Raw genomic sequence first — 20,840 nt, forward strand, 5'->3', positions numbered from 1 at the left:
GTCGGGTTACTCCGACCCCTCGTGCCTGGCGCGCAACGGGGTGACGCGGGGGCCGTTCTCGGTCTGCACCACGTCGGTGTCGACGCGGAACACGTCAGCGAGCAGCTCCTCGGTGACGACCTCTCCCGGGGCGCCGCGGGCCCGTATCTCGCCGTCCTTGAGCGCGACCATCCGGTCGGCGAGCCGCGCGGCCTGCTCGATGTCGTGGAGCACGACGACGACCGTCACGTCGCTCTCGTCGCGCAGCGTCTCGATGATCTCCATCACCTCCATCTGGTGGTGTAAGTCGAGGAACGTCGTCGGCTCGTCGAGGAGGAGCACGTCGGTGTCCTGCGCGAGGACCATCGCGATCCACGCGAGCTGCTTCTGCCCGCCGCTGAGGCTCCCGACCTCGCGGTCCCTGAGGTGGCCGCAGCCCGCCAGCTCGATGGCGCGGTCGACCGCGCGAGCGTCCGCCTCGGTCGTCCGCTCGAAGAAGCCGCGGTGCGGGTACCGACCGTGATGGACGAGGTCCTCGACGGTGATGCTGTCCGGCGACGTGCTCTCCTGTGACAGCAGCCCGAGCTTCCGGGCGAGCGCCTTCGTGTCCATCGAGTGAACGTCGCGTCCGTCCAGGAGCACGGAGCCGTCCTCGGGCGCGAGCTGGTTCGCCAACCCCTTCAGCAGGGTGCTCTTGCCCGACCCGTTCGGACCGACGAGGGCGGTGACCGCGCCCGGCTCGGCCGCGATCGACGCGCCGTCGACGACCGGTTCCGGAGCGGTCGGGTACCCCAACACGAGCCCCTCGGCGTCGAGGTCGCTCGCGTCGGTGGCGCCCGCCGCGCGCTCGCCGGTCGTTCGGTTCGGCGCGTTCGCGCCGCTCAGTTCGTCCGAATCCGTCGCGTTCGTGCGTTCGATGGACATTCAGAGTTCACCCATGTTCTGCCGTCTCCGCATCAGGTACAGGAAGTACGGCCCGCCGACGAGCCCGGTGACGATCCCCACCGGGATCTGCGCGTCCGCGCCCGTCAGGACGCTCATCCCGAGCCGCGCGCCCACGTCGGCGGCGACCATCAGGGCGGGGCCGACGAACAGGCACCCGACGATCAGCCGCTTGTAATCGCTCCCGACGAGGTTCCGCACCATGTGCGGGACGATCAGCCCGACGAAGCTGACGATGCCGGCCACCGCGATGCTGGCGGCGGCCGCGAGCACCGCGACCCCCGACAGCGCGAACCGCACCCGCTCTATCGACATCCCGAGCGACTTCGCGGTCTGCTCGCCCAACAGGAGCAGGTTCAGCTGCCGCGATCCGGCGATCGAGAGCAGTACCGCGACGACCGTCCACGGGAGCGCCAGCCGCACCTGCGCCCAGTCCGTCCCGGTCAGCGAGCCGGTCGTCCACTGGATCGCCGACTGGACGACGCCGATGTCGTCGGCGAAGAAGAACAGCGCCGTCTGGAGGCTCCCGAAGACGGTCCCGACGATCACGCCCGCGAGCACGAGCCGGACGGGGCTCGTCCCGTTCTTCCACGCGATGGCGTACACGATCAGGAACGCGACGGCGCCGCCCAGCGCCGCGATCAGCGGGAGGAACGCAGAGAGCCCTCCGAACACGACCAGCGTCAGCAGGATCATCAGCCCGGCCCCGGAGGAGACGCCGAGGATGAACGGGCTCGCGAGCTCGTTCCTGGTGACCGCCTGGAAGATCGCGCCCGAGACGCCGAGGTTCATCCCGACGATGGCCCCGACGATCACCCGCGGTAGGCGGATGTTCCAGACGATCAGCGTGCCGTGCGACAGCTCCGGCAGCTCGCCCTGAAAGCCCGTGATCGCCCGCATCAGCTCCTCGCCGACGAGGAAGTTGAGCAGCCACCGCGGGTCGAGGAGGACCGCGGGGTCGAGGACGGCCCGCCACGCCTCGCCGACCGTCATCGAGTAGGCGCCGAAGCTCACCTGCACGAGGCCCGCGACGACGACCACCGCGAGGCTCCCGACCGCGACGCTCACGAGTTTCGGGTCGAGCAGCCAGCCGAAGCGGTCGGTCCCGGCCGACCGGCTCGTCGACGCCCCGCCGCGGACCGCGGACCGCTCGCCGCTCATCGCGCCCCCTGGTCGGCCGCCGCTCCGTCTCCCCCCGCTCCGTCGGCCGCCTCCCGCCCGCCGTTCAATTCGGTCGCGTGCGCCGCGATCGCCTCGTCGTCCATCGCGTCGAGCAGGGCGTCGGCGCCGTGGGCGTCGACGACCGCGGCCGGGTCGAGGTGCGCCGCGAGCGCGCGCCGCCCGGCGGCCGCCCGCGATTCGGCCTCGTCCGCGTCGACGTACGACGACAGCGAGGCGTCGATCGCGGCCTCGCGGACGCGGGCGAACCGGTCCGAGTCCGGGTCGAGGGCGTCGCGTGCTCCGCGTCGAACCACTCGGCCCACCGCTCGCGGTCGGTCCACTCGTCGCCGACCGCGGCCTCTCGACGCAGCCAGTCGACGCCCTCGGCCGCCGCGGGCCACCAGCCGTCGTCGATCCGCGCGTCGGCGACGACCCGCTTCCCGACGCGGGCGCCCCGGCCGGCCGCCGTGACGACCTGGCGGTCGGCCGCCGACGGCGACGCGACGTAGAGCCCGTCGACCGGCGTCGTCCCGTCGCGGTCGGCGTACTCGCGGTCGAAGCCCTCGTGGGTCTCGTCGCCGTGCTCGTGGACCGCGAACATCGCCTCGTCGTCGTCGAGCCCGCGGAGGTACTCGCCGCCGTACCGCGTCGCCGCGACCACGCGGCGGGCGGTGACCGGCTCGCCCTCCTGCGGCGTGACGCGGAGGCCGGCGGCGTCATCCCCGTCTCCGGCTCGGCGTTCGACGTCTTCGACGAGGTCCGAGACGACCGAACACCCCGCCCGCTCCGCGTGCGAGCGGAGCAGCTCCGCGAAGGTCTCGACGTCGACGCCGGCGGGGAATCCGGGGTAGTTCTCCAGGTGCGCACAGCGCGCGAGGGAGGACCGACCGCGGTCGAAGACCGCGACGTCGAGCCCCTCCCGCGCCGCGAACACCGCCGCCGAGCAGCCCGCCGGACCGCCGCCGACCACGACGACGTCGCGATCGACGGCGGCGCTCATTCCGCGCCTCCGGAGACGATCGCGGCGACCTCCTCGCGGTCGAACAGCCGTTCGGCCGGCGGAATCGGCGGGTAGTCGTCGCCGTGCTCGTAGCCGGGCCACTCGCCGAACCGACCCGGGAACAGCTGTTTCGCCGTCATCTCCAGCTGGAACAGGTTCATGATCGGCCCCTGCACCGGGGTTCCGGAGGGGTAGAAGCGGTCGTTCTCGATCGCGGAGAGCCGGCCGGCGACCGAGTGGTCGGCCAGCTCCTCGCGGACCGCGCCGACGTCGTAGTAGGAGGCGATCCCGTACTGGTGGAGAATGACGTCGGGGTCGACCTCCAGCAGCCGCTCGTGGTCGTAGGCCGTCTCGTAGGTGACCTCGTCCGCGGCGAAGGCGTCGGGGACGTCGAACGGACGGACGTGCGCGTTCGCGAAGCCCGGCCCGTCGGTCCGGGAGGGGTAGTAGGTCCCGTCCATGTAGATGAGGGCGGCGACCGTCGGGCGCTCCTCGGCCGGCGGGAGGTCGCTCCGGATCGTCTCGATCAGGTCCTCGCGGACCGCGTCGAGCGCGGCGAAGCGCTCCGTCTCGCGGAAGGCGGCGGCGACGCGCTCGCCGATCTCGGGGAGCGCGTAGTACTCGTAGTCGTCGCGACACGGCTCCGGGGGGTCCGAGTGCCGGCGGCTGTAGACGTTCCCGAACCACGGCGCGACGTTGTCGCGGACCTCGGCCACGTCGGCCGCGCTCCAGCCGTCGAAGGACGCGAACAGGCACGGGTCCGCGAGGTGGAGGTCGCTGTCGAGCTCGTAGAGGAGCTCGCGGTCGACGGAGATGCCGCCGGAGCCGGAGTTGAGCTGCGTGAGCCCCTCGGCGTCGAAGGAGACGCCGTCGAGGCGCGCGTAGTAGGCGTCCAACGTGTTCCCGCCCGCGTTCGCGTCGAAACCGAGCGAGTTCACCGCGCCGCCGTGACCGAGCGCGACCGCGAGGTCGGCGTACAGCAGGCTGTACACCATGACGCCCTCCGGGACCGCGTCGAACGCGACCTCGCCGGCCGGCGCCATCTCGGCCGTGTACGAGCCGTCCTCGCCGCCGGCACCGTCGCCGTCGGCCGAACCGCTCCCGTTCGAACCGCCGCTCGCCGAGCCGTCGTCTCCCCCGGCACCGCCCGGCGCCGGATCGGTCCCGGCGCACCCGGCGAGCAGTCCCGCGCCGGCGACGCCGCCGCAGTACCTGATCGCGTCGCGTCGCGTCGCGGGGGATCGGTCCGCGTCTGGTTCCATACGATTTAGGCCACCCTAAAGGATTAAATCGGTTTCGGATCTTAGGCTCGCCTAACACTTCGCCGAAACGGGAAGCCGGCGGCCGGAACCGGTCGGAACGGCCGGTCGAGCGCGCTTTGTCGGCGAGACGCTCGGCGGCCGGTCCGGCGCCTCGTCCACAGCGCTCGTCTGGATCGGCGCCTCGTCCCGGTGTCCGCGGATGTACACGGTCGACAGGTACCGCGGGGCGCCGGTCATCGTTCGCCCCCTCGGATCTCGCCGCCGACCTCGTTCGACGGGCGTTTGTCGGGTCCGTCGGCGCCACGATCGTCCTCCGGGGCGAAGAGCGCGGCGTACATCCACGCCCGAGCGCGTCGAAACCGAGCGCCGTCAGCGGCGTCTCGTCGAGGGCGACGACGCGCCCGGTGACCTCGTCGACGACGTCGGCGGCCTCGAACAGGTGCTCCGCCTCGCGGGCGAGCGCCTCCGCGACCGCGATGACTTCGTTCCGACGCGCGGTCGTCTCGCCGACGATCGTCCGCTTCAGCTAGGGGGTGGACGAGGCGTCGGTCGTCAGCGCGAGCGCCACCGCGACCGACTCGGTGAACTCCGAGCGGACCGTCTCCAGCAGCGACTCGGCGTCGGCGTCGTCGACGTCGGCGAGGCTGTGGGGCCGAGCCGTCTCGTGGAACGCACGTCGAACCTCCCGACAGCGAGCGTCGCCCGCGTATCGCCCCTCGCGAACGACCCAGTCGACGTAGTGGTCGGCGACGGCGGGCCAATAACGCGTGGCGACGTCGTCCCGGATCAGCGAGACGGCGGCGCGCGCGTCGTGGCCCGCGCTCACGACCGCCTGGTGGACCGTCTCGTTCGTCATCCATCCGGCCGCGTAGAGGCCGTCCACCGTGGCCCGTCCGGCCTCGCGGCCTACCGTTCCGGACTCGGCGCCGGCGATGTAATACTCGCCGCGTTCGAGTTCCATATCGGCACGTGCTATCCGTGTTCGGTTCCGATCCGAGATGACAAGGCTCCCCCTCGGGAGGCTGATCTCCGCGAGCGTATGTCCGGCTACCGGGGCGTCCTCGGCGACTTTGATCTGCTCGATACCGGATTGCTCAGACCAACAGTGTACAGCATTGCGCGCGATGATCGTGACTACTGTTGACGTGGGACGGCGCTCGACCGAGGTCAGCCGGTGATAGTGACCGGCCGCTCGGTCGAGAGCATGACGTCCTGCGTGATGCTCCCAATGAGTACCTCTTGGAGCCCCGACCGCTTACGCCCGCCCATGACGATGCTGTCGGCATCGCGTTCCGCCGCCACGTCGAGAATCTTCCGGGCCACCTCGCCCCCGATGGCGACGCGCTCGACGGGGATCCCCTCGTTCTCGAGGGTATCGGCCGCCTCGACTGCCGCGTTGATCTCCTCGAACGTGTGGGGAGGGGCCCCCTTGTAGTCCTGGTGACGGAACACGACGAGAACCGTCGCTTCAACGGTCTCCGCCGCCTCGGGCAGCCCCGCAACGTACGCCGCCTGATGATGGGCGCGTCCCGCGTCGGCGTCGACCGGTACCAGAACCTGTCGGATCCCCTCGCCGGGCACGCCCGTCTCGCTCGTGATGGTAACTGGCCGCTCGGCCGAGAGCATAACGTCCTGAACCGTGCTACCGAGCAGCACACGGGAGACGCCCGACCGCTTGCGTCCGCCCATAACGATCTCGTCGGCTTCGAGCCCCTCAGCGGAACGGACGATCTGGTCCGAGATACCGCCGTCGTCCACGGTTCGGGTCACGGAAACGCCCTCGCCCTCGAGAAGGTTGGCCGCCCCGACGGCCGCGTCGATGTCCGAGAACTCCACCGTGTCGGCGTCGTTGAACTCATCGGGAGGCACCACGAACAACACCGTCGCCTCGACATCGTCGGGGGCGTTCGGAAGCCGTGACACGTACTGTGCCTGGTGGAACGCGCGTTCCTCACTTCTGTCGACCGGAACGAGTACCCTGTACATCACATTTAATCATAGTGTTTATTAGACTATAATATCCACCAGTAGTTCCCACAAGACGATAACTCCAGAATTCGGAAACAGTAGACTGGACGGGGCGAACGATTTCGTATCGCGCTATGCGATTTACTCTGCCGCGAACGCGCGGACCGATTCGAACGAGCCGTCGGCGATAGCGCCGGCGATCCCCTCGATATCGGCGTCTCGAGGGACTTCGTGGGGGTACTTCCGGCTGAAGTACCGCAGGAGGTTCGCGACATCGCGTTCGAGGAACTCGCCGGCGTTCTCGTGGTCGACGGGGACCGCCTGCGGCCAGTCGAAGATCGTGACGCCGCTCTCCGCGACCGCGACGTTGTGTTCGGACATGTCGGCGTGGACCCAGCCGAGGTCGTAGGCGGTGACCAGCTCGCGGAGGACCAGATCGAGGACCGCGGAGGCCTGTTCGGGTTCGAGTCTCGCGCGCGAGAGTTCCGCGCCGTCGAACTTGTCCATCACGATGGCGTGGCGGTTGTGGTCGACGGGGCGGGGGACGCTCACGTCGGGGTACATCGCTTCCATCGCCTCGTACTCGCGCTCGGCCGCCTTGCGCGCGGTGTACATCCAAGAGACGTGGTCGCGGTCGGCGGTGTACTCGCGCTCGCGGTTCACCTCGCGGAAGTTGGTGTATCCCTCGCGGTGGTACTTCAGGGCGAGCGGCTTGAACGACTGGGCCTCGTACACGTCTCCTTCCTTGCCGAACCCCAGGGGCGAGCCCACGCCGTCGATGGTCTCGCGTTCGGAGAACGTGCGGAGCGCCAGGGCGTCGTACCCCTCGAACGTGAGTTGGTATCCCTCGTACTGGATCGTCTTCCGCTGGATCAGTTCGCGGTCGAGACACCGGTCGATCCGGTAGTCCACCTCCTCGCGCGTCAGGTCGGCGTAGTCGGGGATCTTGTCCCGGCGGACCCACTCCGAGAATCGCATCCCCTGCTCGACGCCCGAGAGGAGATAGAAGTCCTCGGGTTCGAGCTCCGCCATGTCGCCGGCGACGTTTCGGACCATACGCCCCCTACTCCGGGGATTCCTAAAAGGGACGCGCGTTCCGCGAGGCGGTGCGATAAATCTCATTCCGCGATAGCAAATCCCGTTTCGACCGGATCGTCGTCCGAACGCAACCGCTTTCGGGACGGCGGGCGGAGAGGCGCGCATGACCGCGCCGACGGGCGGCTGGCGGCTGATCCGAGAGGAGGCCCGTCCGGGGCCGATGCAGATGGCGCTCGACGAGGTGGCGGCGGAGACGGCGGCGGCGGGCGGCCCCGCGACGGTCCGCACGTACCGATGGGAGCCGAGCTGTCTCACGCTCGGCTACCGGCAGGACCCGGAGACGGTCGACTGGGCGTTCTGCGAGCGCGAGGGGATCGACGTGACCCGCCGACAGACCGGCGGCGGCGGGATCTACCACGACGGGCGCGGGGACGTCGCGTACTCGATCGCGGTGCCGGCCGCCGACGTGCCCGGCGAACTGCTCGACTGTTACCACCTCCTCTGCGAGCCGGTCCTCGACGCGTTCGACCGCATCGAGATCGACGCGGGCTACGTCGAGGAGTCGGTGCCGGAGCTGTACCGCCCCGCCTGCTACCTCCGGGAGCTTCACCCCGCGCACGACGTGGTGGCGGGCGGTTCGGCGGAGCCGGAGGCCGACGGCGCGACGGAGGCTGGCGGCGCGGCCGGCGACGGCGACGAGGGCGCGACGGACCGCCGGAAGATAGCCGGCAACGCCCAGTACCGCAAGCGCGACGCCGTGATCCAGCACGGCTCGCTGACGTTCGCCGTCGACGCGGAGCGTCACCTCGGGGTCTTCTCCGATCCGCCGGTCACGCCCGAGGAGTTCCGCGAGCGCGTCGTCGGGATGGACGAGTTGGCCGACGCCGACCGGGCGGACGCCGCGGCGGCCGTCGAAGACGCGCTCGTCGCGTGGGTGACGGGCGGAGACGGCGACGAGGGCGGTGGCGACGAGGCGGACGGCGAGAACGGCCGGGCCGACGCGGTCGCGCTCGACCGCGACGGCTCGTGGTCGAGCGCGGAGCTCGCGCGGGCGGAGGAGCTCGTCGAGGAGAAGTACCGCGACGACGGCTGGGTCCGGACCCGACCGGGAAACGACGGCGCGTAGTCGCCGGAACGGGAGGGGAACCGGACCAACCGGTTCCGAAGGGGCTTTTTCAATCGCCCCCGTTGTAGCGGTATGAGTCTCAAGGTCGGCGCGCACGTCTCGATCTCCGGTTCGCGGGCGTCGAACGATCCCGAAACGCCGCCGTACGGGAACATCGCCAACGCGGTGTTCAGACAGAAGCAGTTCGGCGGCAACTGCGGACAGATATTCACGCACTCCCCGCAGGTGTGGCAGGACCCGGACATCAGCGACGAGGAGGCCGCGCAGTTCCGCGAGGGGACCGAACGCGACCTGGTCGGGCCGTGGGTGATCCACACCTCCTACCTCGTCAACCTCTGTACGCCGAAGGAGGGGCTCCGCGAGAAGTCGCTCGACTCCATGCAGAAGGAGGTCGACGCGGCCGCGAAGCTGAACATTCCGTACGTCAACGTTCACCTCGGCGCGCACACGGGGGCCGGCGTGGAGGGCGGCCTCGACAACGCCGCGAGCGTCATCGACGACGTCGACGTCCCCGACGGCGTCACGATCCTCATCGAGAGTGACGCGGGCGCCGGGACGAAGCTCGGCGACGAGTTCGAACACCTCGCGGGGATCATCGACCGCACCGAGACGGACATCGACGTCTGCGTCGACACGGCCCACGCGTTCGCGGCGGGCTACGACCTCTCGACGCCCGAGGCGGTCGACGAGACCGTCGCCGAGTTCGACGACGCCGTCGGGTTGGAACACCTGGAGTACATCCACCTCAACGACTCGAAGCACGCCTGCGGCACCAACAAGGACGAGCACGCCCACATCGGCGAGGGCCACATCGGCGAGGCCGGGATGGAGCGGATCGTCAACCACCCGGACCTGACGGACGTGCCGCTGGCGCTGGAGACGCCGACCGAGAACGGGAAGAGCTTCGCGTGGAACATCGAGCGCGTCCGCGAACTGCGCGCGGAGTGAGCCCGGGGCGGCCGGGCCGTCGCGGGAGCGAAGGGGAGGAAACCCCCGAATTTAGTTACAATTGTCCGACGCGCCTTTATGTGGTCGGAGCCGAGATCCACGGATATGACCACCACTGAGGCGCTCCTCATCGGTCGTCGTCGCCGCTTGGCCCTCACGATGGTCGGCGGATTCGCCGGTCTGGTGGCGCTCTCGCTGGCGGTCGCGGTCGTCGCCGAGCGTGCGGGTCTCCCGACCGCGGCGGCGCTGACCGACCGGCTCGTCCCGCTGTTGGCGTTCTACGCGCCGGCGCCGATCGCGGCCGTCGGCGGGTACGCGCGCTGCGGCGGCCCGGCGTGTCTCGCGGTGGGCGCGGTGCCCGCGGTCGTCTTCGCCGCGCTCGTGGTCGTCGGGACCGTCTTCGGCGTCCCGGGCGTGGGCCCCGGCGACTCCCCGATCGGCGGGGTGACGATGGCCTTCGCCGCGGTCGGGCTGACCGGCGCGTTCGTCGGCTACTGCGCCGGCGTCACCGCCGCGCTGCTCTCGGACCTCGTCGGGTTCGGGAGCGGCGGCGACAGCGAGGGCGACGAAGACTGAGAGTCGGAGCGCGCCCGGGCGCTCGGCTTCCCCACGTTTAATTCGTCCCGCGTCGAACGCGGTGCCGTGCGACGCTTCTCCGCGGAGTACCTCGAACACACCCGGCAGGGGATGTGGGCCGACGACCGGGCGGCCCTCGCGGACCTCGGGTTGGCGAGCCGCCGCCGCGTCGTCGACGTCGGCTGCGGCACCGGCGAACTGACGCGCGTCCTCGACGCGGAGGCGAGGCCGGACGCGACCGTGATCGGCGTCGACGCCGACACGGACCTCCTCGCGGTCGCCCGCGAGGAGACGGGACTCCCGTACGTCGCCGGCGACGCGACCCGGCTCCCGCTCCCGGACGGCGCCGTCGACCTCGCCGTCTGTCAGGCCCTCCTCATCAACCTCCCCGAGCCGGTCGCCGCGGTCCGGGACCTCGCCCGCGTCTCCTCGGACCTCGTCGCCGCGATCGAGCCGGACAACGGCGACGTGACGGTCAGTTCGACGGTCGCCGCCGAGGAGCGACTGGAGCGGGAGGCCCGCGAGGCGTACCTCGAGGGCGTCGACACCGACGTCGCCCTCGGCGACCGCGTGCGGGAGGCGTTCGCGGCGGCGGGCGTCGGGGACCTCCGGACGCATCGGTACGTCCACGAGAAGCGGACGGCGCCGCCGTACGCGGAGTCCGCGCTGTCGTCCGCCGCGCGGAAGGCCTCCGGCGCCGGGCTCGCCGACCACCGCGAGGAGCTGGTGGCCGCGACCTCCGTGGCCGCCTACGACGACCTCCGCCGGCGCTGGCGCGAGATGGGCCGCGAGGTGGTCGACGCGATCGGCGCCGGCGAGTACGAGCGCGTCGAGCGCGTCCCGTTCGACGTGACCGTGGGGCGGGTCGATACCGGGGACTGACGGACGCGGCGTTCCGCCGCCGCGTCCGGAAGGTCGAAGTCGACGGGGCGCGATCCGAGCGACATGCCGGCCGCACTCGTGACGGGTTCCTCCAGGGGTATCGGGCGATCGATCGCGCTTCGGTTCGCGGACGACGGCTACGACGTCGCGGTCAACTACCGCACCAGCGACGAGGCCGCCGCGGCCGTCGCCGACGCGGTCCGCGACCGGGGGCAAGCGGCGGTCGCCGTGGGCGCCGACGTCTCGGACCCCGACGCGGCGGCCCACCTCGTGGAGACCGCCGCCGACGCCCTCGGCGGGGTCGACCACGTCGTCAACAACGCCGGGATCGACCAGCACGTGTACACCGCGGACCTCGATCCCGACGACTTCGACCGGGTCATGGACGTCAACGTCAACTCCGCGTTCAACGTCACGAAGGCGGCGCTCCCGCACCTCCGGGAGTCGGAGGACGGCCCGTCGGTGACGAACGTCTCCTCCATCCTCGCGCACACCGGCGCGCCGGTCGAGTGCCACTACGCCGCCTCGAAGGGGGCACTCCTCTCGCTCACCCGGAGCCACGCCGGCGACTTCGCGCCCGAGATACGGGTGAACGCGATCGCCCCCGGCCAGGTGGAGACGGACATGACGGGCGACCGGACGCCCGAGGAGAAGCGCGAGGAGCTGGCCGCGATCCCCGTCGACCGGTACGGCCAGCCCGAGGACATCGCCGACGCGGCCGCCTACCTCCGGGACGCGGGATTCGTCACGGGCGAGACGCTGAACGTGAACGGCGGGGAGCTGATGCGGTAGGCGGTCAGTACTCCGCCAGTCCCGCCTCGATCCGGTCGAACCCCTCCTCCAGCCGGTCGACGGAGTTCGCGAACGAGAGGCGGAGCCGCCCGGGGGCCGTGTCGCCGAAGCCGTCGCCCGGCGCGAGCACGACGCCGTGCTCCCGCAGGAGGTACTTCGCGACGTCGATCGCGGGCGCGTCGATGCCGGGGTCGAGGAAGGCGTAGAACGCGCCCTCGGGGCGGGGGGCCGAGAGCCCGTCGATGGCGTCGACGCGGTCGACGACGAGGTCGCGACGCTCCTCGAACGCCCGGTACATCTCCTCGAACGGCTCCTGCGGGCCGGTCAAGGCGGCGATCGCGGCGTGTTGCGCGACGCTCGACGCGCAGGCCGTGGTCGACTCGCGGACCGTCGCGACCGCGTCTATCATCTCCCGGTCGCCCGCGAGCCAGCCGAGCCGCCACCCGGTCATCGCGTACCGCTTCGAGCAGGAGCCGACCGTCAGCACGTGGTCCGGGTGGCCGGTGTACGCGGCGATCCCCTGGGCGGGCCCGTCGTAGGTGAGCCCGAGGTACACCTCGTCGGCGATCACGTACGCGTCGTGGTCGGCCGCCGCCTCGACGACCGCACGGCACTCGTCGCGGTCGAAGACGCGGCCGGTCGGGTTCGAGGGCGTCGTGAGCACGACCGCCGCGGTGTCGTCGCTCATCGCGTCGATCACGCGGTCCGCGTCGAGGGCGAACCCCGTCTCCGCGGGCATGGGGACCTCGCGGAAGCGCCCGTCCGCGAGCGTCGCCTGCGTCTTGTAATTAGGCCACGTCGGGCCCGGGACGAGCAGCTCCTCGCCGGGCGAGACCGCCGCGAGGACCGCCAGGTGGAGCGCCTCCATCCCGCCGACGGTGACGACGACCTCGTCCGGGTCGTGCTCGACGCCGTACTCGGCGGCGAGCGTGTCGCTGATGGCCCGCCGACACGCGGGGAGCCCCGCGTTTGAGGTGTAGTGGGTCGCGCCGTCGCGGGCGGCGCTCGCGGCGGCGTCGATCACGTGCGCTGGCGTGTCGAAATCGGGTTCGCCGACCTCCAACCGGACGAGGTCGCCGCCGTGACGCTGTGCGAGGTCGAACATCACCCGGATCCGCGAGCGTTCCGCGCGCCGGACGCGGTCGGTGGGCGTTGGCATACCGTCCACACGGCGAACCGAGCAAAAAACCGTCGGGTGGCGGCCAAACGCGGCCCGAGCGGAGGCGGAGCGGCGCCGTCGGCGTCCGCCGCCTACACCATGTCGCCGCGCACCGACGACCCCTCCTGCTCGGCCCGGCGCCGCTTGAGCACGTCCGCCGCCTCGCGGGCCACGTCCTCGTCGGCGCCGAGCATCCCGAGCGCGGCCGGGAGCGTCGGCATCGCGAGCGAGCCCGCCCGCAGGCGGTCGAAGGCCTCCGCGTCGCGGGTGCCGTCGACCCACAGGCAGACCCCGCGCGGGTCGAGCACCTCCTCGTACGCGTCGCGGGCCAGCGCCCCCTTCAGGCGCTGGCGCACGTTGTCCTCGAAGCTCGCGTTACACACCTCTAGGTGGATCGGCTCGCTGTCGCCGGACTGCGTCCGGCTGCCAGAGGGACTACGTCCCTCGCTGTCGCCGACGAGTTCGGCCGCGAGGCACTTCTCGGGGGCGGCGTACCCGTTGTCGCTCGCGCGCACGCGGTCCGGGTGCGCCTCGGCCCACTCGGCCCGCACGGAGGTGCCGATCCCCTTCACGCCGTACTCGGCCTCGAACGCCGCCGCCGCGTCGGCGTCGCCGCCCATGATCACGTCCTTGGTGAGGTAGACGTCGAGGCGCTCGACGGGGTCGAGGCCGAGCGCGACATCGCCGAACGCCCACACCTCGCGGACGGGGACCGGCATCGTCTCGTTCTCGACTCGGTCGACGAGGGTCGCCAGCCGGTCGACCGCCTGTTCGCGGTTCATTGGCGGACCGTTGGCGGCACGCGGCCAAACCGGTTACGCTCGGGGGCGCCGGGCGTCCCGCGGGTCGCGGTTCAGAGGTCGTCGAGCCGCGCCGCGACCGACTCCCAGTGGCCGCCCTTCCAGAACCAGCGCCCGCAGTCGCGACAGCGCCACGCGGGGCGGGGGTCGGTGTCGGTGGCTGAATCGGAGTCGGCCGCGGGCGACGCGCCCACGTCGTCGGGGACGTACTCGGGCCGGTCGTCGGGGTCGACATCGATGCCCTCCGGGCCGACCCGCTCGACCGGGCCGTTACAGGCCCCACAGCGGGTCGGCTCCGCGGCGAGTGCCACCGGAAGCCCGGCCGCCGCGACCTCGCGGAGCTGGTCGAGCACGTCGCGCTCGGTCAGGAGGACCGCCCCGTGGTCGCGGTCGGCGGCGCGCGCCGCGAGTTCCCGATCGCGGGTGACGAGGAGTCGGTCCTCGTCGGCCGCGAGCGACAGGAGCCGGTCGTCGGCCTCGACCCCGCGGTCGAGCGCGTACGCCGCGTCGTACCCGCACATCCGGAGGTAGGTCGCGAGCTTGCCGCACATCGTGTCGACGAGGACGCGGGGCGCCATCAGCCGTCGAGGAACTCCCAAAGGCCGTCGACCGGGCGCGCGTTGATCACGTCGGCGGTCTCGGCCCAGCCGCGCCGGGCGGTGTGCACGCCGTACCGGGCGTTGTCCAGCTCGCGGGGCGAGTGGGCGTCGGTGTTCACGGCGATCGCGGCGCCCGCGTCGACCGCGGCGCGCACGGCGTCGCCGTCTGCGTCGAGGCGGGCGGGGTTCGCGTTCACCTCGATCGCGGTGCCGGCGTCAGCGGCGGCCGAGACGACGGCAGCCAGGTCGGGCGAGATCCCCGGGCGGCTGTTGATGATGCGGCCGGTCGGGTGGCCGAGGACGTCGACGTGGGGGTGTTCGACCGCGCGGACCAGTCGCTCCGTGGCGGCGTCGCCGTCCTGCCCGAGCGCGGAGTGCGGCGAGGCGACGACCAGGTCGAGGTCGGCGAGCGTCGCGTCGTCGGTGGTGATCGCCCCCTCCGCGTCGATGTTCGCCTCGATGCCGTGGAACACCGCGATCCGGGCGTCGTCGCCGGCGCCCGCTCCGTCGTCGGCGCTCGCGTCGTCGACCTCGCGGCCCATCACGGCGCCGTCGACCTCGCTCACCGCGTCTTCGACCGCCGCGGCCTGCTCCGCGATGTCGGCCTCGTCGAGGCCGGTGTTCCCGAAGATCCCCGGTCCGGCGGCGTGGTCGGAGACGACGTGGTAGCCGTAGCCGCGCTCCGATGCCGCTTCGATCATCTCCGCGATCGAGAAGCCGCCGTCCGACCAGTCGGTGTGGGTGTGGAGGTCGCCGCGCAGTTCAACCGTCTCGACGAGGTCCGGGAGCTCGCCCGCCGCGGCCGCCGCGACCTCGCCGTTGTCCTCCCGGAGCTCCGGCGGGACGAACGCCATGTCGAGCGCCTCGTACACCCCCGCCTCGCTCTCGCCGGCGACGCGCTCGCCGACGCGCCGGGAATCGGACTCGGCCCCGTCGTCGCTCGCGTCGTCTGCGTCGGCCCCGTCGTCGACGTCGCTCACGTCGAACAGCCCGTACTCGTTGAGCTTCAGGTCGCGGTCGATGGCGCGGTTGCGCACCGCGACGTTGTGGGCCCGAGACCCCGTGAAGTACTGGAGCGCGGCGCCGAACTCGTCCGGGTCGACGATCCGGAGGTCGACCCGGGTCCCGCTCGCGCGGACGCTCGCCTTCCCGGAGCCCGCCTCGATCGTCGCGTCCGCCTCCGACCAGCCGGTGAGCGCCTCGACGATCGGCTCGCGCGCGTCGCTGGCGACGAGGAGGTCGATGTCGCCGATGGTGTCCTTCCAGCGCCGGATCGAGCCGCACACCTCGGCGGCGTCGACGGCGTCGACGTCGGTCAGGTACGAGAGCGCCGCGTCGGCGACGGGCCGGGCGTCGCCGAGCCGGGTCCGTTTCCGCGCCTCGCGGGCGAACGGGATGTTCGCTAAGATGTTCTCCTCGGTCTTCGCGCCGAAGCCGGAGACCTCCCGGATCTCGCCCGCCTCCGCGGCCGCCTCCAGCTCGTCGAGGGTGGTCACCTCGAGCGCCTCGTAGAGGCTTCCGACCGTCTTCGGGCCGACTCCCTCCACGGCGGTGAGCCCCGCCATGTCGGCCGGGAGCTCCTCGCGCAGGGCCTCCAGCTCCTCGATCTCGCCGGTCTCGAAGTACTCGACGATCTTCGACGCGATCGCGTCGCCGACGCGGTCGATCTCGGCGACCGCCTGTTCCCCCTCGCCCGCTAGGTTCTCGATCGGGGCGGTGTGCTCGCGGACGTTCTCGGCGGCGCGGCGGTACGCGGTCGGCTTGTACTCGACGCCGGCCGCCTCGAGCAGGTCGGCGAACTCCTCCAAGAGGGCGGCGACCTCGTCGTTCCGGCTCATTGAGTCGGGGTTCGGCCGGGCGCTCCTTATACTGACCGGCGCGGCGGACCCCCCGATCCGGTCAGCCCGCGGTGCGGTCGACCGGCGGCGCGGCCGTGTACCGTCGGACGAGGGCCACCAGCGCCGCGCCGAGGAGGACCAGTCCGCCGGCGACGCCGAAGGCGACGGCGTAGCTCAGGGCGGCGAGCCACCCGCCGGCGACGCTCCCGACCCCGCCGGCGAGGGCGCCGAGCGCGGCGTAGGTGCCGAGCGCCTCCCCGCGGATCGACAGCGGGGACAGCCGGGCGACGAGCGTCCCCGCGGTCACCGCGATCACCGCCCACGTCACCCCGATCACTGCGAAGACGGCCGCGGCGACGCCGAACCCGAGCGCGGCCGCGCCCCACGCCGCGCCGACGAGCGCGACCGCGGGGAGGGCGACCGCGCGCGTCGAGAGCGACGCGAGCTGGAGGAGCGCGGCGTCGCGGTCGGCGGTCAGCTCTCCCGCGGCGCCGAAGAAGGCCGCGGCGGCGAGGCCGTTTATCAGGTACAGCGCGAACACGCCGTCGGAGCCGAAGCCGACCGCGGTGAGGAACGCCGGCAGCGGCGCGAAGAACACCGCGAACCCCGCGAACGCGAAGAAGACGGCGAGGAAGTACAGCGCGAGCGCCGGGGTGAATCGCTCGACGAACCGGCGCGGGTGGAGCCCGCGGAAGTCGGCCCGACCGACGGTGACGGGGAACGCGGCGGTCCGGACGCTGAAGCGGTCGGCCGCGCGGATGGCGCGCCTGAGGCGCGTCCCCGACGCCCGTCGGTCGCCGCCGGGGCCCGGGTCCGCGGGCAGCGTGCGGACGCCGAGGGCGAGCCCGAGCACCGCGAAGGCCGCGAACGGGACGAACAGCCACCGGATCACGGTCTCGGCGGGGAGGAGTCGCCCGCCGACGCCCGTCCAGACCGCCCCGAGCAGCAGCCCGAGCGCCCAGCCGACGCCCTGGTACTGGTTCAACAGGGCGATCCGCTCGCTCCAGGCGCTCTCCGGGACGTCGGCGACCGCGAGCAGCGTCAGGACGGGCGTCGCCGCCGCGAACGCGAACCAGATCGCGCCGTTCGCGACGATCACCGGCGTCACCCGGTCCGTGAGCGGGATGACCCCGATTCCGACCGCGACGAGCGCCAGCATCGCGAGCACGATCGGGCGGCGTTTGCCGGTCCGATCGGCGATCCGACCGGCGCCGAGCGCGGCCGGGACCCCGACGACGGCGGCGACCGCGGCGAGCACGCCGAGCACGAACGGTCCCCCGCCGAGCTCGACGACGTACAGCGGGACGACGAGCGAGGCGCCTCCGAACGCGACCGACCCGAGCCCCCAGCCGTACAGCCAGCGTTCGGCCATGCTACCGGATGAGGCGGAAGTCGCATAGTCGCACCGATCCGAGGGGGCGCTCGACGGCGCGCTCGACGCTGCGGTGTCCGGAGAGCGGCGGTCGCCCGGCGCCACCGATAAGTCGCGCGGGCACCGAACGACACGCGTGTCCACCGACGAGACCGACGGGAGCGAGGGCGACCGCAACGTGTTCGGCGGCGAGCTGGCGCCCTGCGGCCGCGAGCCGACGACGGGGTACCTCCGCGACGGCTACTGCCGCGACGTCGACGGCGACGTCGGCGAGCACACCCTCTGTGCGGTCGTGACGGCGGAGTTCCTGACGTACAGCCGGGAGCGCGGCAACGACCTGATCACGCCGCGGCCGGAGTTCGACTTCCCCGGGCTGGAGCCGGGCGACCGGTGGTGCCTCTGCGTCGGCCGGTGGGTCGAGGCGGCCGACGCGGGGGTCGCGCCCCCGGTCGTGTTGGAGGCGACCGACGAGTCCGTGCTCCGGGCCGTCGACCCCGACCGGCTCCGGGAGCACGAGTTCGACCCGGAGGCGTTCGATCCCGATGAATTCGATCCGGAATCGCCCGGCGCGGACGAGTAACGCCGAAGCGGCGGCTACTCGTCGGCGCTCTCGGCGGCCGCGTCGAGGAGCATCACCGCGCCGCCGAGGAGCGCGACGTTCTTCAGGAAGTTGATCTTGTTGCCGTGCCGCTCCTTCCCCTCCATCGCCCAGAAGTCGTGGATCGAGGGGGTGGTGCCGAGGAAGAAGACGATCAGCGCGCCGGCGGACGCGCGCGGGAACTTCCAGAAGACGACGCCGAGGTTGGCGACGAACAGCATCCCGGTGACGAACGGGACGAGCACGTCGGGCATCGGGACGCCCTTCTCCTCGGCGACCGAGACCCGCTTCTCGTTGTTCTTGAACCCGTCGACGGCCATGTACGCGAGGATGCCGCCGTAGAGGGCGCGGCCGATCGCCGACGGGGGATCGGAGGCGGACCCCACCGTCGGCGCCGCGTCGTCGGCCGAGGCCGCGTCGTCGTCGCTCACGCCGACACCACCTCGATGCGGCTGACGTTCGCGTCGACGCGCCCGACCGTCTCGTAGGCGCCGTCGTCGCCGCGACGCATGATCCGGCCCTCGACGTCGTCGCGCTGATCGGGCACGTCGAACAGCCCGGAGCCGCAGATCACGTCACCGTCGTGCACGGCCCACGTCTCGACGATCTCGTGGGGCTCGCCCGGGAACGGGACGCGCTCGAAGTCGCGGCCGAAGTTCGTCGACTCGAACAGCGCGACCTCGTGGTCGTCGTTCACCCACGCCGGCGGCGCCTCCTCGCCGCCGCAGAAGAAGACGGTGCCGTCGTGGACGAACACCCGCCGGACGTACGAGAAGTCGTTCCCGGCGTCGATCCGGCTCCACGACTCGCCCGCGTCGGTCGTTCGCCAGAGCCCGCCCTCGCCGACCGCGTGGCCGAGCCCGAGGTTCTCCAGGTCGTGGTCGAGGTAGCCGGTCGTCGCGAGCCACACGTCCTCCGAGATCGGGAGGATCTGGTGGACGTCGTCGACGATCGTGTCGCGCCGGTCCGTCCACGTCTGCCCGGCGTCGTCGCTGAGGTGGATCCCGCCGGCCTCGACGCCCGCGATCAGCCGCTCCGGTCGCCCCGGGACGGCCTCCAGCGCCCGGAGCCTGGCGTAGTGGGGGTCGATCGGCGACTCCCAGTGGCCGCGCGAGGGCAGGTCGCGGAACCCCTTCAGCTCCGTCCACGTCTCCCCGTCGTCGACCGAGCGGAAGATGTACGGGTCGTTCGTCCCGGCGTACAGCGCCCCGTCGGCGGTCGCGAGGATCGACCACACCTCGCTCTGGCCGGCGTGCCAGAAGCGGTCGCCGAGGGGAACCTCCAGGTCCTCCCACGTCCGTCCCCCGTCGCGGGAGCGGTACGCCCCGGTCGAGGACGCGACGAAGACGCCCGCCGCGTGGTCCCACGACTTCACCGCGGTGACGACCTCGCAGTCGAGGACCCGCTCGGCCTCGTCGCGCTCGAAGGGCACGTCGTCGACTCGATAGAGCCCGTCGTCCGTCCCGATCAACAGTGTCATACACGGCTACGTGCGTCGGACGCGTACTAAAGTTTTTACCAAGCTGTAAAACGCTAAGTGGCCGGGGGTGAAAGTGGAGAGCAGCGGGCATCCCGATTCCACACGCCATGACCACACCCCACCCGACCAAGCGGCCGACGGACGCGGCGCACCTCGACGACGACATCGACCCCCCGCGGGAGCTGCTCACCCTCCCGTGGATCGACGTCCACAACCACGCCCACACGCTCTCGTGGGACGACCGCGAGCGCTACGCGCTCTCCGGGTGTCGGTCCATGCTCATGGTCGCGTCCGGCTACCACTGGGCCCCATACAAGCCGGTCGCGGCCGACGACATCCGCTTCCTCTGGGACGACGCGATCAATCGCCGCGCGGCCATCGAGCGGAACCACTTCTTCGAGGCGAAGCTGGGGCTCGGCGTCCACACCGGCGTCCGCATCGAGGACCCCGACGAGCTGTTGGCGGCGATGGACGACTACTGCGCGCTCGACGAGGTCGTCGCGGTCGGCGAGACCGGCGTCGTCCCCGCCGGCCACGTCGAGGGGTGGGCGCTCGACGAGCAGCAGGCGGTCGTCGGGGCGCAGATGGAGCTCGCGCGCGACCACGGCCTCCCCGTGATCCTCCACACGCCGAACACGTCGACGGACGCGAAGCGGCCCTACCGCGACGGGCTGGGCGTGACGCCCGGCTACGAGAAGAACGCGGGGCTCGGCACCGACCCCGTCCTCGACGGCGAGAACCCCGCGCTCGACGCGGTCCGGCTGGACGTGGAGGCGATGCGCGACGCCGGCCTCGACGACGAGCGCGTCGTCGCCTCGCACGCCGACCGCAACAACACCGCGTACCTGATGGAACAGACCGACTGCTACCTGAGCTACACCATCGGTCACTCGTGGCTGGTCGGCGTCGACGCCGCCGACGTCGCCGACGCCATCGACGAGTACGGCCCCGACCGGATCATGGTCGACACCGACTGCGCGAACGTCCTCCGGACCGACCCGTACGCCCTCAAGCGCGCGATATTCGAGCTGTACCGGTACGGGATCGACGTCGACGACATCCGGAAAGTCGTGCTGGAGAATCCCCGGGAGGTCTTCGGATTCGAGCAGGAGTAGACACCGATATATGATATTTAAATAACGGAACGCGACCGCGACGATTATTTAAGATACGATGCGGTGGCGCGCGCCTGCGAGCGGCCGCCCTCGGCGGCCGCGAGTCAGCGCGTGCGAGGGACGCGGTGAGCGCTCGGAGAGCGCGAACCGCGAGGTTGGGGAGGCGTGAGGATGCGGTGCAGTCGGGCGGGACTCAAAGGGGCAG

At 71.7% G+C, this 20,840-nt stretch carries 20 protein-coding genes and 1 pseudogene; 7 read left to right on the top strand and 14 right to left on the bottom strand.

Features of this window, described 5'->3' with window-relative positions; genetic code table 11:
• Window positions 1-6 precede the first annotated feature (6 nt).
• From DJ82_RS12030 to DJ82_RS12065, 7 genes and pseudogenes are all read right to left on the bottom strand, one after another.
• Complete coding sequence (locus tag DJ82_RS12030) at window positions 7-903, bottom strand: ABC transporter ATP-binding protein (protein ID WP_094557975.1); 897 nt, start codon at window positions 901-903, stop codon at window positions 7-9.
• Window positions 904-2,082 (bottom strand): iron ABC transporter permease, encoded by a 1,179-nt coding sequence (locus tag DJ82_RS12035; RefSeq protein WP_094581902.1) that lies wholly within the window; start codon window positions 2,080-2,082, stop codon window positions 904-906.
• Window positions 2,079-3,082 (bottom strand): annotated as a pseudogene (locus DJ82_RS12040) (FAD-dependent oxidoreductase). Before DJ82_RS12040 ends, DJ82_RS12035 begins: the two are co-directional and overlap by 4 nt.
• Complete coding sequence (locus DJ82_RS12045) at window positions 3,079-4,344, bottom strand: ABC transporter substrate-binding protein (protein WP_094581903.1); 1,266 nt, start codon at window positions 4,342-4,344, stop codon at window positions 3,079-3,081. Before DJ82_RS12045 ends, DJ82_RS12040 begins: the two are co-directional and overlap by 4 nt.
• A gap of 526 nt (window positions 4,345-4,870) precedes the next feature.
• On the bottom strand, window positions 4,871-5,305 hold the full coding sequence (locus DJ82_RS15385; protein ID WP_241881509.1) for a hypothetical protein: 435 nt from the start codon (window positions 5,303-5,305) through the stop codon (window positions 4,871-4,873).
• A gap of 206 nt (window positions 5,306-5,511) precedes the next feature.
• Window positions 5,512-6,330, bottom strand: coding sequence for a universal stress protein (locus DJ82_RS12060; protein WP_094557971.1), 819 nt, complete (start codon window positions 6,328-6,330; stop codon window positions 5,512-5,514).
• Between the two features lie 123 nt (window positions 6,331-6,453).
• Window positions 6,454-7,368 carry a serine/threonine-protein kinase RIO2 gene (locus DJ82_RS12065; protein ID WP_094525824.1) on the bottom strand — a complete coding sequence of 305 codons (915 nt, stop codon included), beginning with the start codon at window positions 7,366-7,368 and terminating at the stop codon, window positions 6,454-6,456.
• A gap of 145 nt (window positions 7,369-7,513) precedes the next feature.
• Between DJ82_RS12065 and DJ82_RS12070 the strand changes: the two genes are divergently transcribed.
• From DJ82_RS12070 to DJ82_RS12090, 5 genes are all read left to right on the top strand, one after another.
• Window positions 7,514-8,476: a biotin/lipoate A/B protein ligase family protein gene (locus DJ82_RS12070; protein ID WP_094581904.1), complete on the top strand. Its 963-nt coding sequence runs from the start codon at window positions 7,514-7,516 to the stop codon at window positions 8,474-8,476.
• A 72-nt stretch (window positions 8,477-8,548) separates the two neighbouring features.
• A complete protein-coding gene (locus DJ82_RS12075) occupies window positions 8,549-9,424 on the top strand; it encodes a deoxyribonuclease IV (protein ID WP_094557969.1) in 876 nt (291 codons plus the stop codon).
• A 105-nt stretch (window positions 9,425-9,529) separates the two neighbouring features.
• A complete protein-coding gene (locus tag DJ82_RS12080) occupies window positions 9,530-10,000 on the top strand; it encodes a hypothetical protein (RefSeq protein WP_094557968.1) in 471 nt (156 codons plus the stop codon).
• A 66-nt stretch (window positions 10,001-10,066) separates the two neighbouring features.
• The gene (locus DJ82_RS12085) at window positions 10,067-10,882 is read left to right on the top strand and encodes a class I SAM-dependent methyltransferase (RefSeq protein WP_094581905.1); all 816 of its coding nucleotides are present in this window, start codon (window positions 10,067-10,069) and stop codon (window positions 10,880-10,882) included.
• A gap of 63 nt (window positions 10,883-10,945) precedes the next feature.
• Entirely contained in the window at window positions 10,946-11,674 is a 729-nt protein-coding gene (locus DJ82_RS12090; RefSeq protein WP_094581906.1) for a 3-oxoacyl-ACP reductase family protein, read from the top strand.
• Window positions 11,675-11,678: 4 nt separating this feature from the next.
• On the opposite strand, the gene DJ82_RS12095 is transcribed toward DJ82_RS12090, so the two are convergent.
• From DJ82_RS12095 to DJ82_RS12115, 5 genes are all read right to left on the bottom strand, one after another.
• The gene (locus DJ82_RS12095) at window positions 11,679-12,833 is read right to left on the bottom strand and encodes a pyridoxal phosphate-dependent aminotransferase (RefSeq protein WP_094526557.1); all 1,155 of its coding nucleotides are present in this window, start codon (window positions 12,831-12,833) and stop codon (window positions 11,679-11,681) included.
• 92 nt (window positions 12,834-12,925) lie between these two features.
• Window positions 12,926-13,615, bottom strand: a complete 690-nt coding sequence (locus DJ82_RS12100; RefSeq protein WP_094581907.1) for a hypothetical protein — start codon at window positions 13,613-13,615, stop codon at window positions 12,926-12,928.
• 71 nt (window positions 13,616-13,686) lie between these two features.
• The gene (locus tag DJ82_RS12105; protein ID WP_094581908.1) at window positions 13,687-14,211 is read right to left on the bottom strand and encodes a Mut7-C RNAse domain-containing protein; all 525 of its coding nucleotides are present in this window, start codon (window positions 14,209-14,211) and stop codon (window positions 13,687-13,689) included.
• The gene (locus DJ82_RS12110; RefSeq protein WP_094581909.1) at window positions 14,211-16,070 is read right to left on the bottom strand and encodes a helix-hairpin-helix domain-containing protein; all 1,860 of its coding nucleotides are present in this window, start codon (window positions 16,068-16,070) and stop codon (window positions 14,211-14,213) included. The genes DJ82_RS12105 and DJ82_RS12110 overlap by 1 nt, the downstream gene beginning before the upstream one ends.
• 61 nt (window positions 16,071-16,131) lie before the next feature.
• Window positions 16,132-17,442 carry an MFS transporter gene (locus DJ82_RS12115; protein ID WP_094526554.1) on the bottom strand — a complete coding sequence of 437 codons (1,311 nt, stop codon included), beginning with the start codon at window positions 17,440-17,442 and terminating at the stop codon, window positions 16,132-16,134.
• A 136-nt stretch (window positions 17,443-17,578) separates the two neighbouring features.
• Here DJ82_RS12115 and DJ82_RS12120 point away from each other — a divergent pair, with 136 nt between their 5' ends.
• Entirely contained in the window at window positions 17,579-18,022 is a 444-nt protein-coding gene (locus DJ82_RS12120; RefSeq protein ID WP_094525813.1) for a DUF2237 family protein, read from the top strand.
• Between the two features lie 14 nt (window positions 18,023-18,036).
• On the opposite strand, the gene DJ82_RS12125 is transcribed toward DJ82_RS12120, so the two are convergent.
• Together DJ82_RS12125 and DJ82_RS12130 are read right to left on the bottom strand one after the other, a co-directional pair.
• Window positions 18,037-18,471: a DoxX family protein gene (locus tag DJ82_RS12125; protein WP_241881510.1), complete on the bottom strand. Its 435-nt coding sequence runs from the start codon at window positions 18,469-18,471 to the stop codon at window positions 18,037-18,039.
• Window positions 18,468-19,520: a sialidase family protein gene (locus DJ82_RS12130; RefSeq protein ID WP_094557963.1), complete on the bottom strand. Its 1,053-nt coding sequence runs from the start codon at window positions 19,518-19,520 to the stop codon at window positions 18,468-18,470. Before DJ82_RS12130 ends, DJ82_RS12125 begins: the two co-directional genes overlap by 4 nt.
• A 107-nt stretch (window positions 19,521-19,627) precedes the next feature.
• Between DJ82_RS12130 and DJ82_RS12135 the strand changes: the two genes are divergently transcribed.
• Window positions 19,628-20,635 (top strand): TatD family hydrolase, encoded by a 1,008-nt coding sequence (locus tag DJ82_RS12135; RefSeq protein ID WP_094526552.1) that lies wholly within the window; start codon window positions 19,628-19,630, stop codon window positions 20,633-20,635.
• Window positions 20,636-20,840: the final 205 nt, after the last annotated feature.

This window comes from Halorubrum sp. Ib24 (assembly GCF_002252745.1).
Classification (GTDB): domain Archaea; phylum Halobacteriota; class Halobacteria; order Halobacteriales; family Haloferacaceae; genus Halorubrum.

Coding starts and splice junctions, on each gene's coding strand:
- DJ82_RS12030 (WP_094557975.1), bottom strand. CDS start 903: ATGTCCATCGAACGCACGAACGCGACGGATTCGGACGAACTGAGCGGC.
- DJ82_RS12035 (WP_094581902.1), bottom strand. CDS start 2,082: ATGAGCGGCGAGCGGTCCGCGGTCCGCGGCGGGGCGTCGACGAGCCGG.
- DJ82_RS12045 (WP_094581903.1), bottom strand. CDS start 4,344: ATGGAACCAGACGCGGACCGATCCCCCGCGACGCGACGCGACGCGATC.
- DJ82_RS15385 (WP_241881509.1), bottom strand. CDS start 5,305: ATGGAACTCGAACGCGGCGAGTATTACATCGCCGGCGCCGAGTCCGGA.
- DJ82_RS12060 (WP_094557971.1), bottom strand. CDS start 6,330: ATGTACAGGGTACTCGTTCCGGTCGACAGAAGTGAGGAACGCGCGTTC.
- DJ82_RS12065 (WP_094525824.1), bottom strand. CDS start 7,368: ATGGTCCGAAACGTCGCCGGCGACATGGCGGAGCTCGAACCCGAGGAC.
- DJ82_RS12070 (WP_094581904.1), top strand. CDS start 7,514: ATGACCGCGCCGACGGGCGGCTGGCGGCTGATCCGAGAGGAGGCCCGT.
- DJ82_RS12075 (WP_094557969.1), top strand. CDS start 8,549: ATGAGTCTCAAGGTCGGCGCGCACGTCTCGATCTCCGGTTCGCGGGCG.
- DJ82_RS12080 (WP_094557968.1), top strand. CDS start 9,530: ATGACCACCACTGAGGCGCTCCTCATCGGTCGTCGTCGCCGCTTGGCC.
- DJ82_RS12090 (WP_094581906.1), top strand. CDS start 10,946: ATGCCGGCCGCACTCGTGACGGGTTCCTCCAGGGGTATCGGGCGATCG.
- DJ82_RS12095 (WP_094526557.1), bottom strand. CDS start 12,833: ATGCCAACGCCCACCGACCGCGTCCGGCGCGCGGAACGCTCGCGGATC.
- DJ82_RS12100 (WP_094581907.1), bottom strand. CDS start 13,615: ATGAACCGCGAACAGGCGGTCGACCGGCTGGCGACCCTCGTCGACCGA.
- DJ82_RS12105 (WP_094581908.1), bottom strand. CDS start 14,211: ATGGCGCCCCGCGTCCTCGTCGACACGATGTGCGGCAAGCTCGCGACC.
- DJ82_RS12110 (WP_094581909.1), bottom strand. CDS start 16,070: ATGAGCCGGAACGACGAGGTCGCCGCCCTCTTGGAGGAGTTCGCCGAC.
- DJ82_RS12115 (WP_094526554.1), bottom strand. CDS start 17,442: ATGGCCGAACGCTGGCTGTACGGCTGGGGGCTCGGGTCGGTCGCGTTC.
- DJ82_RS12130 (WP_094557963.1), bottom strand. CDS start 19,520: ATGACACTGTTGATCGGGACGGACGACGGGCTCTATCGAGTCGACGAC.
- DJ82_RS12135 (WP_094526552.1), top strand. CDS start 19,628: ATGACCACACCCCACCCGACCAAGCGGCCGACGGACGCGGCGCACCTC.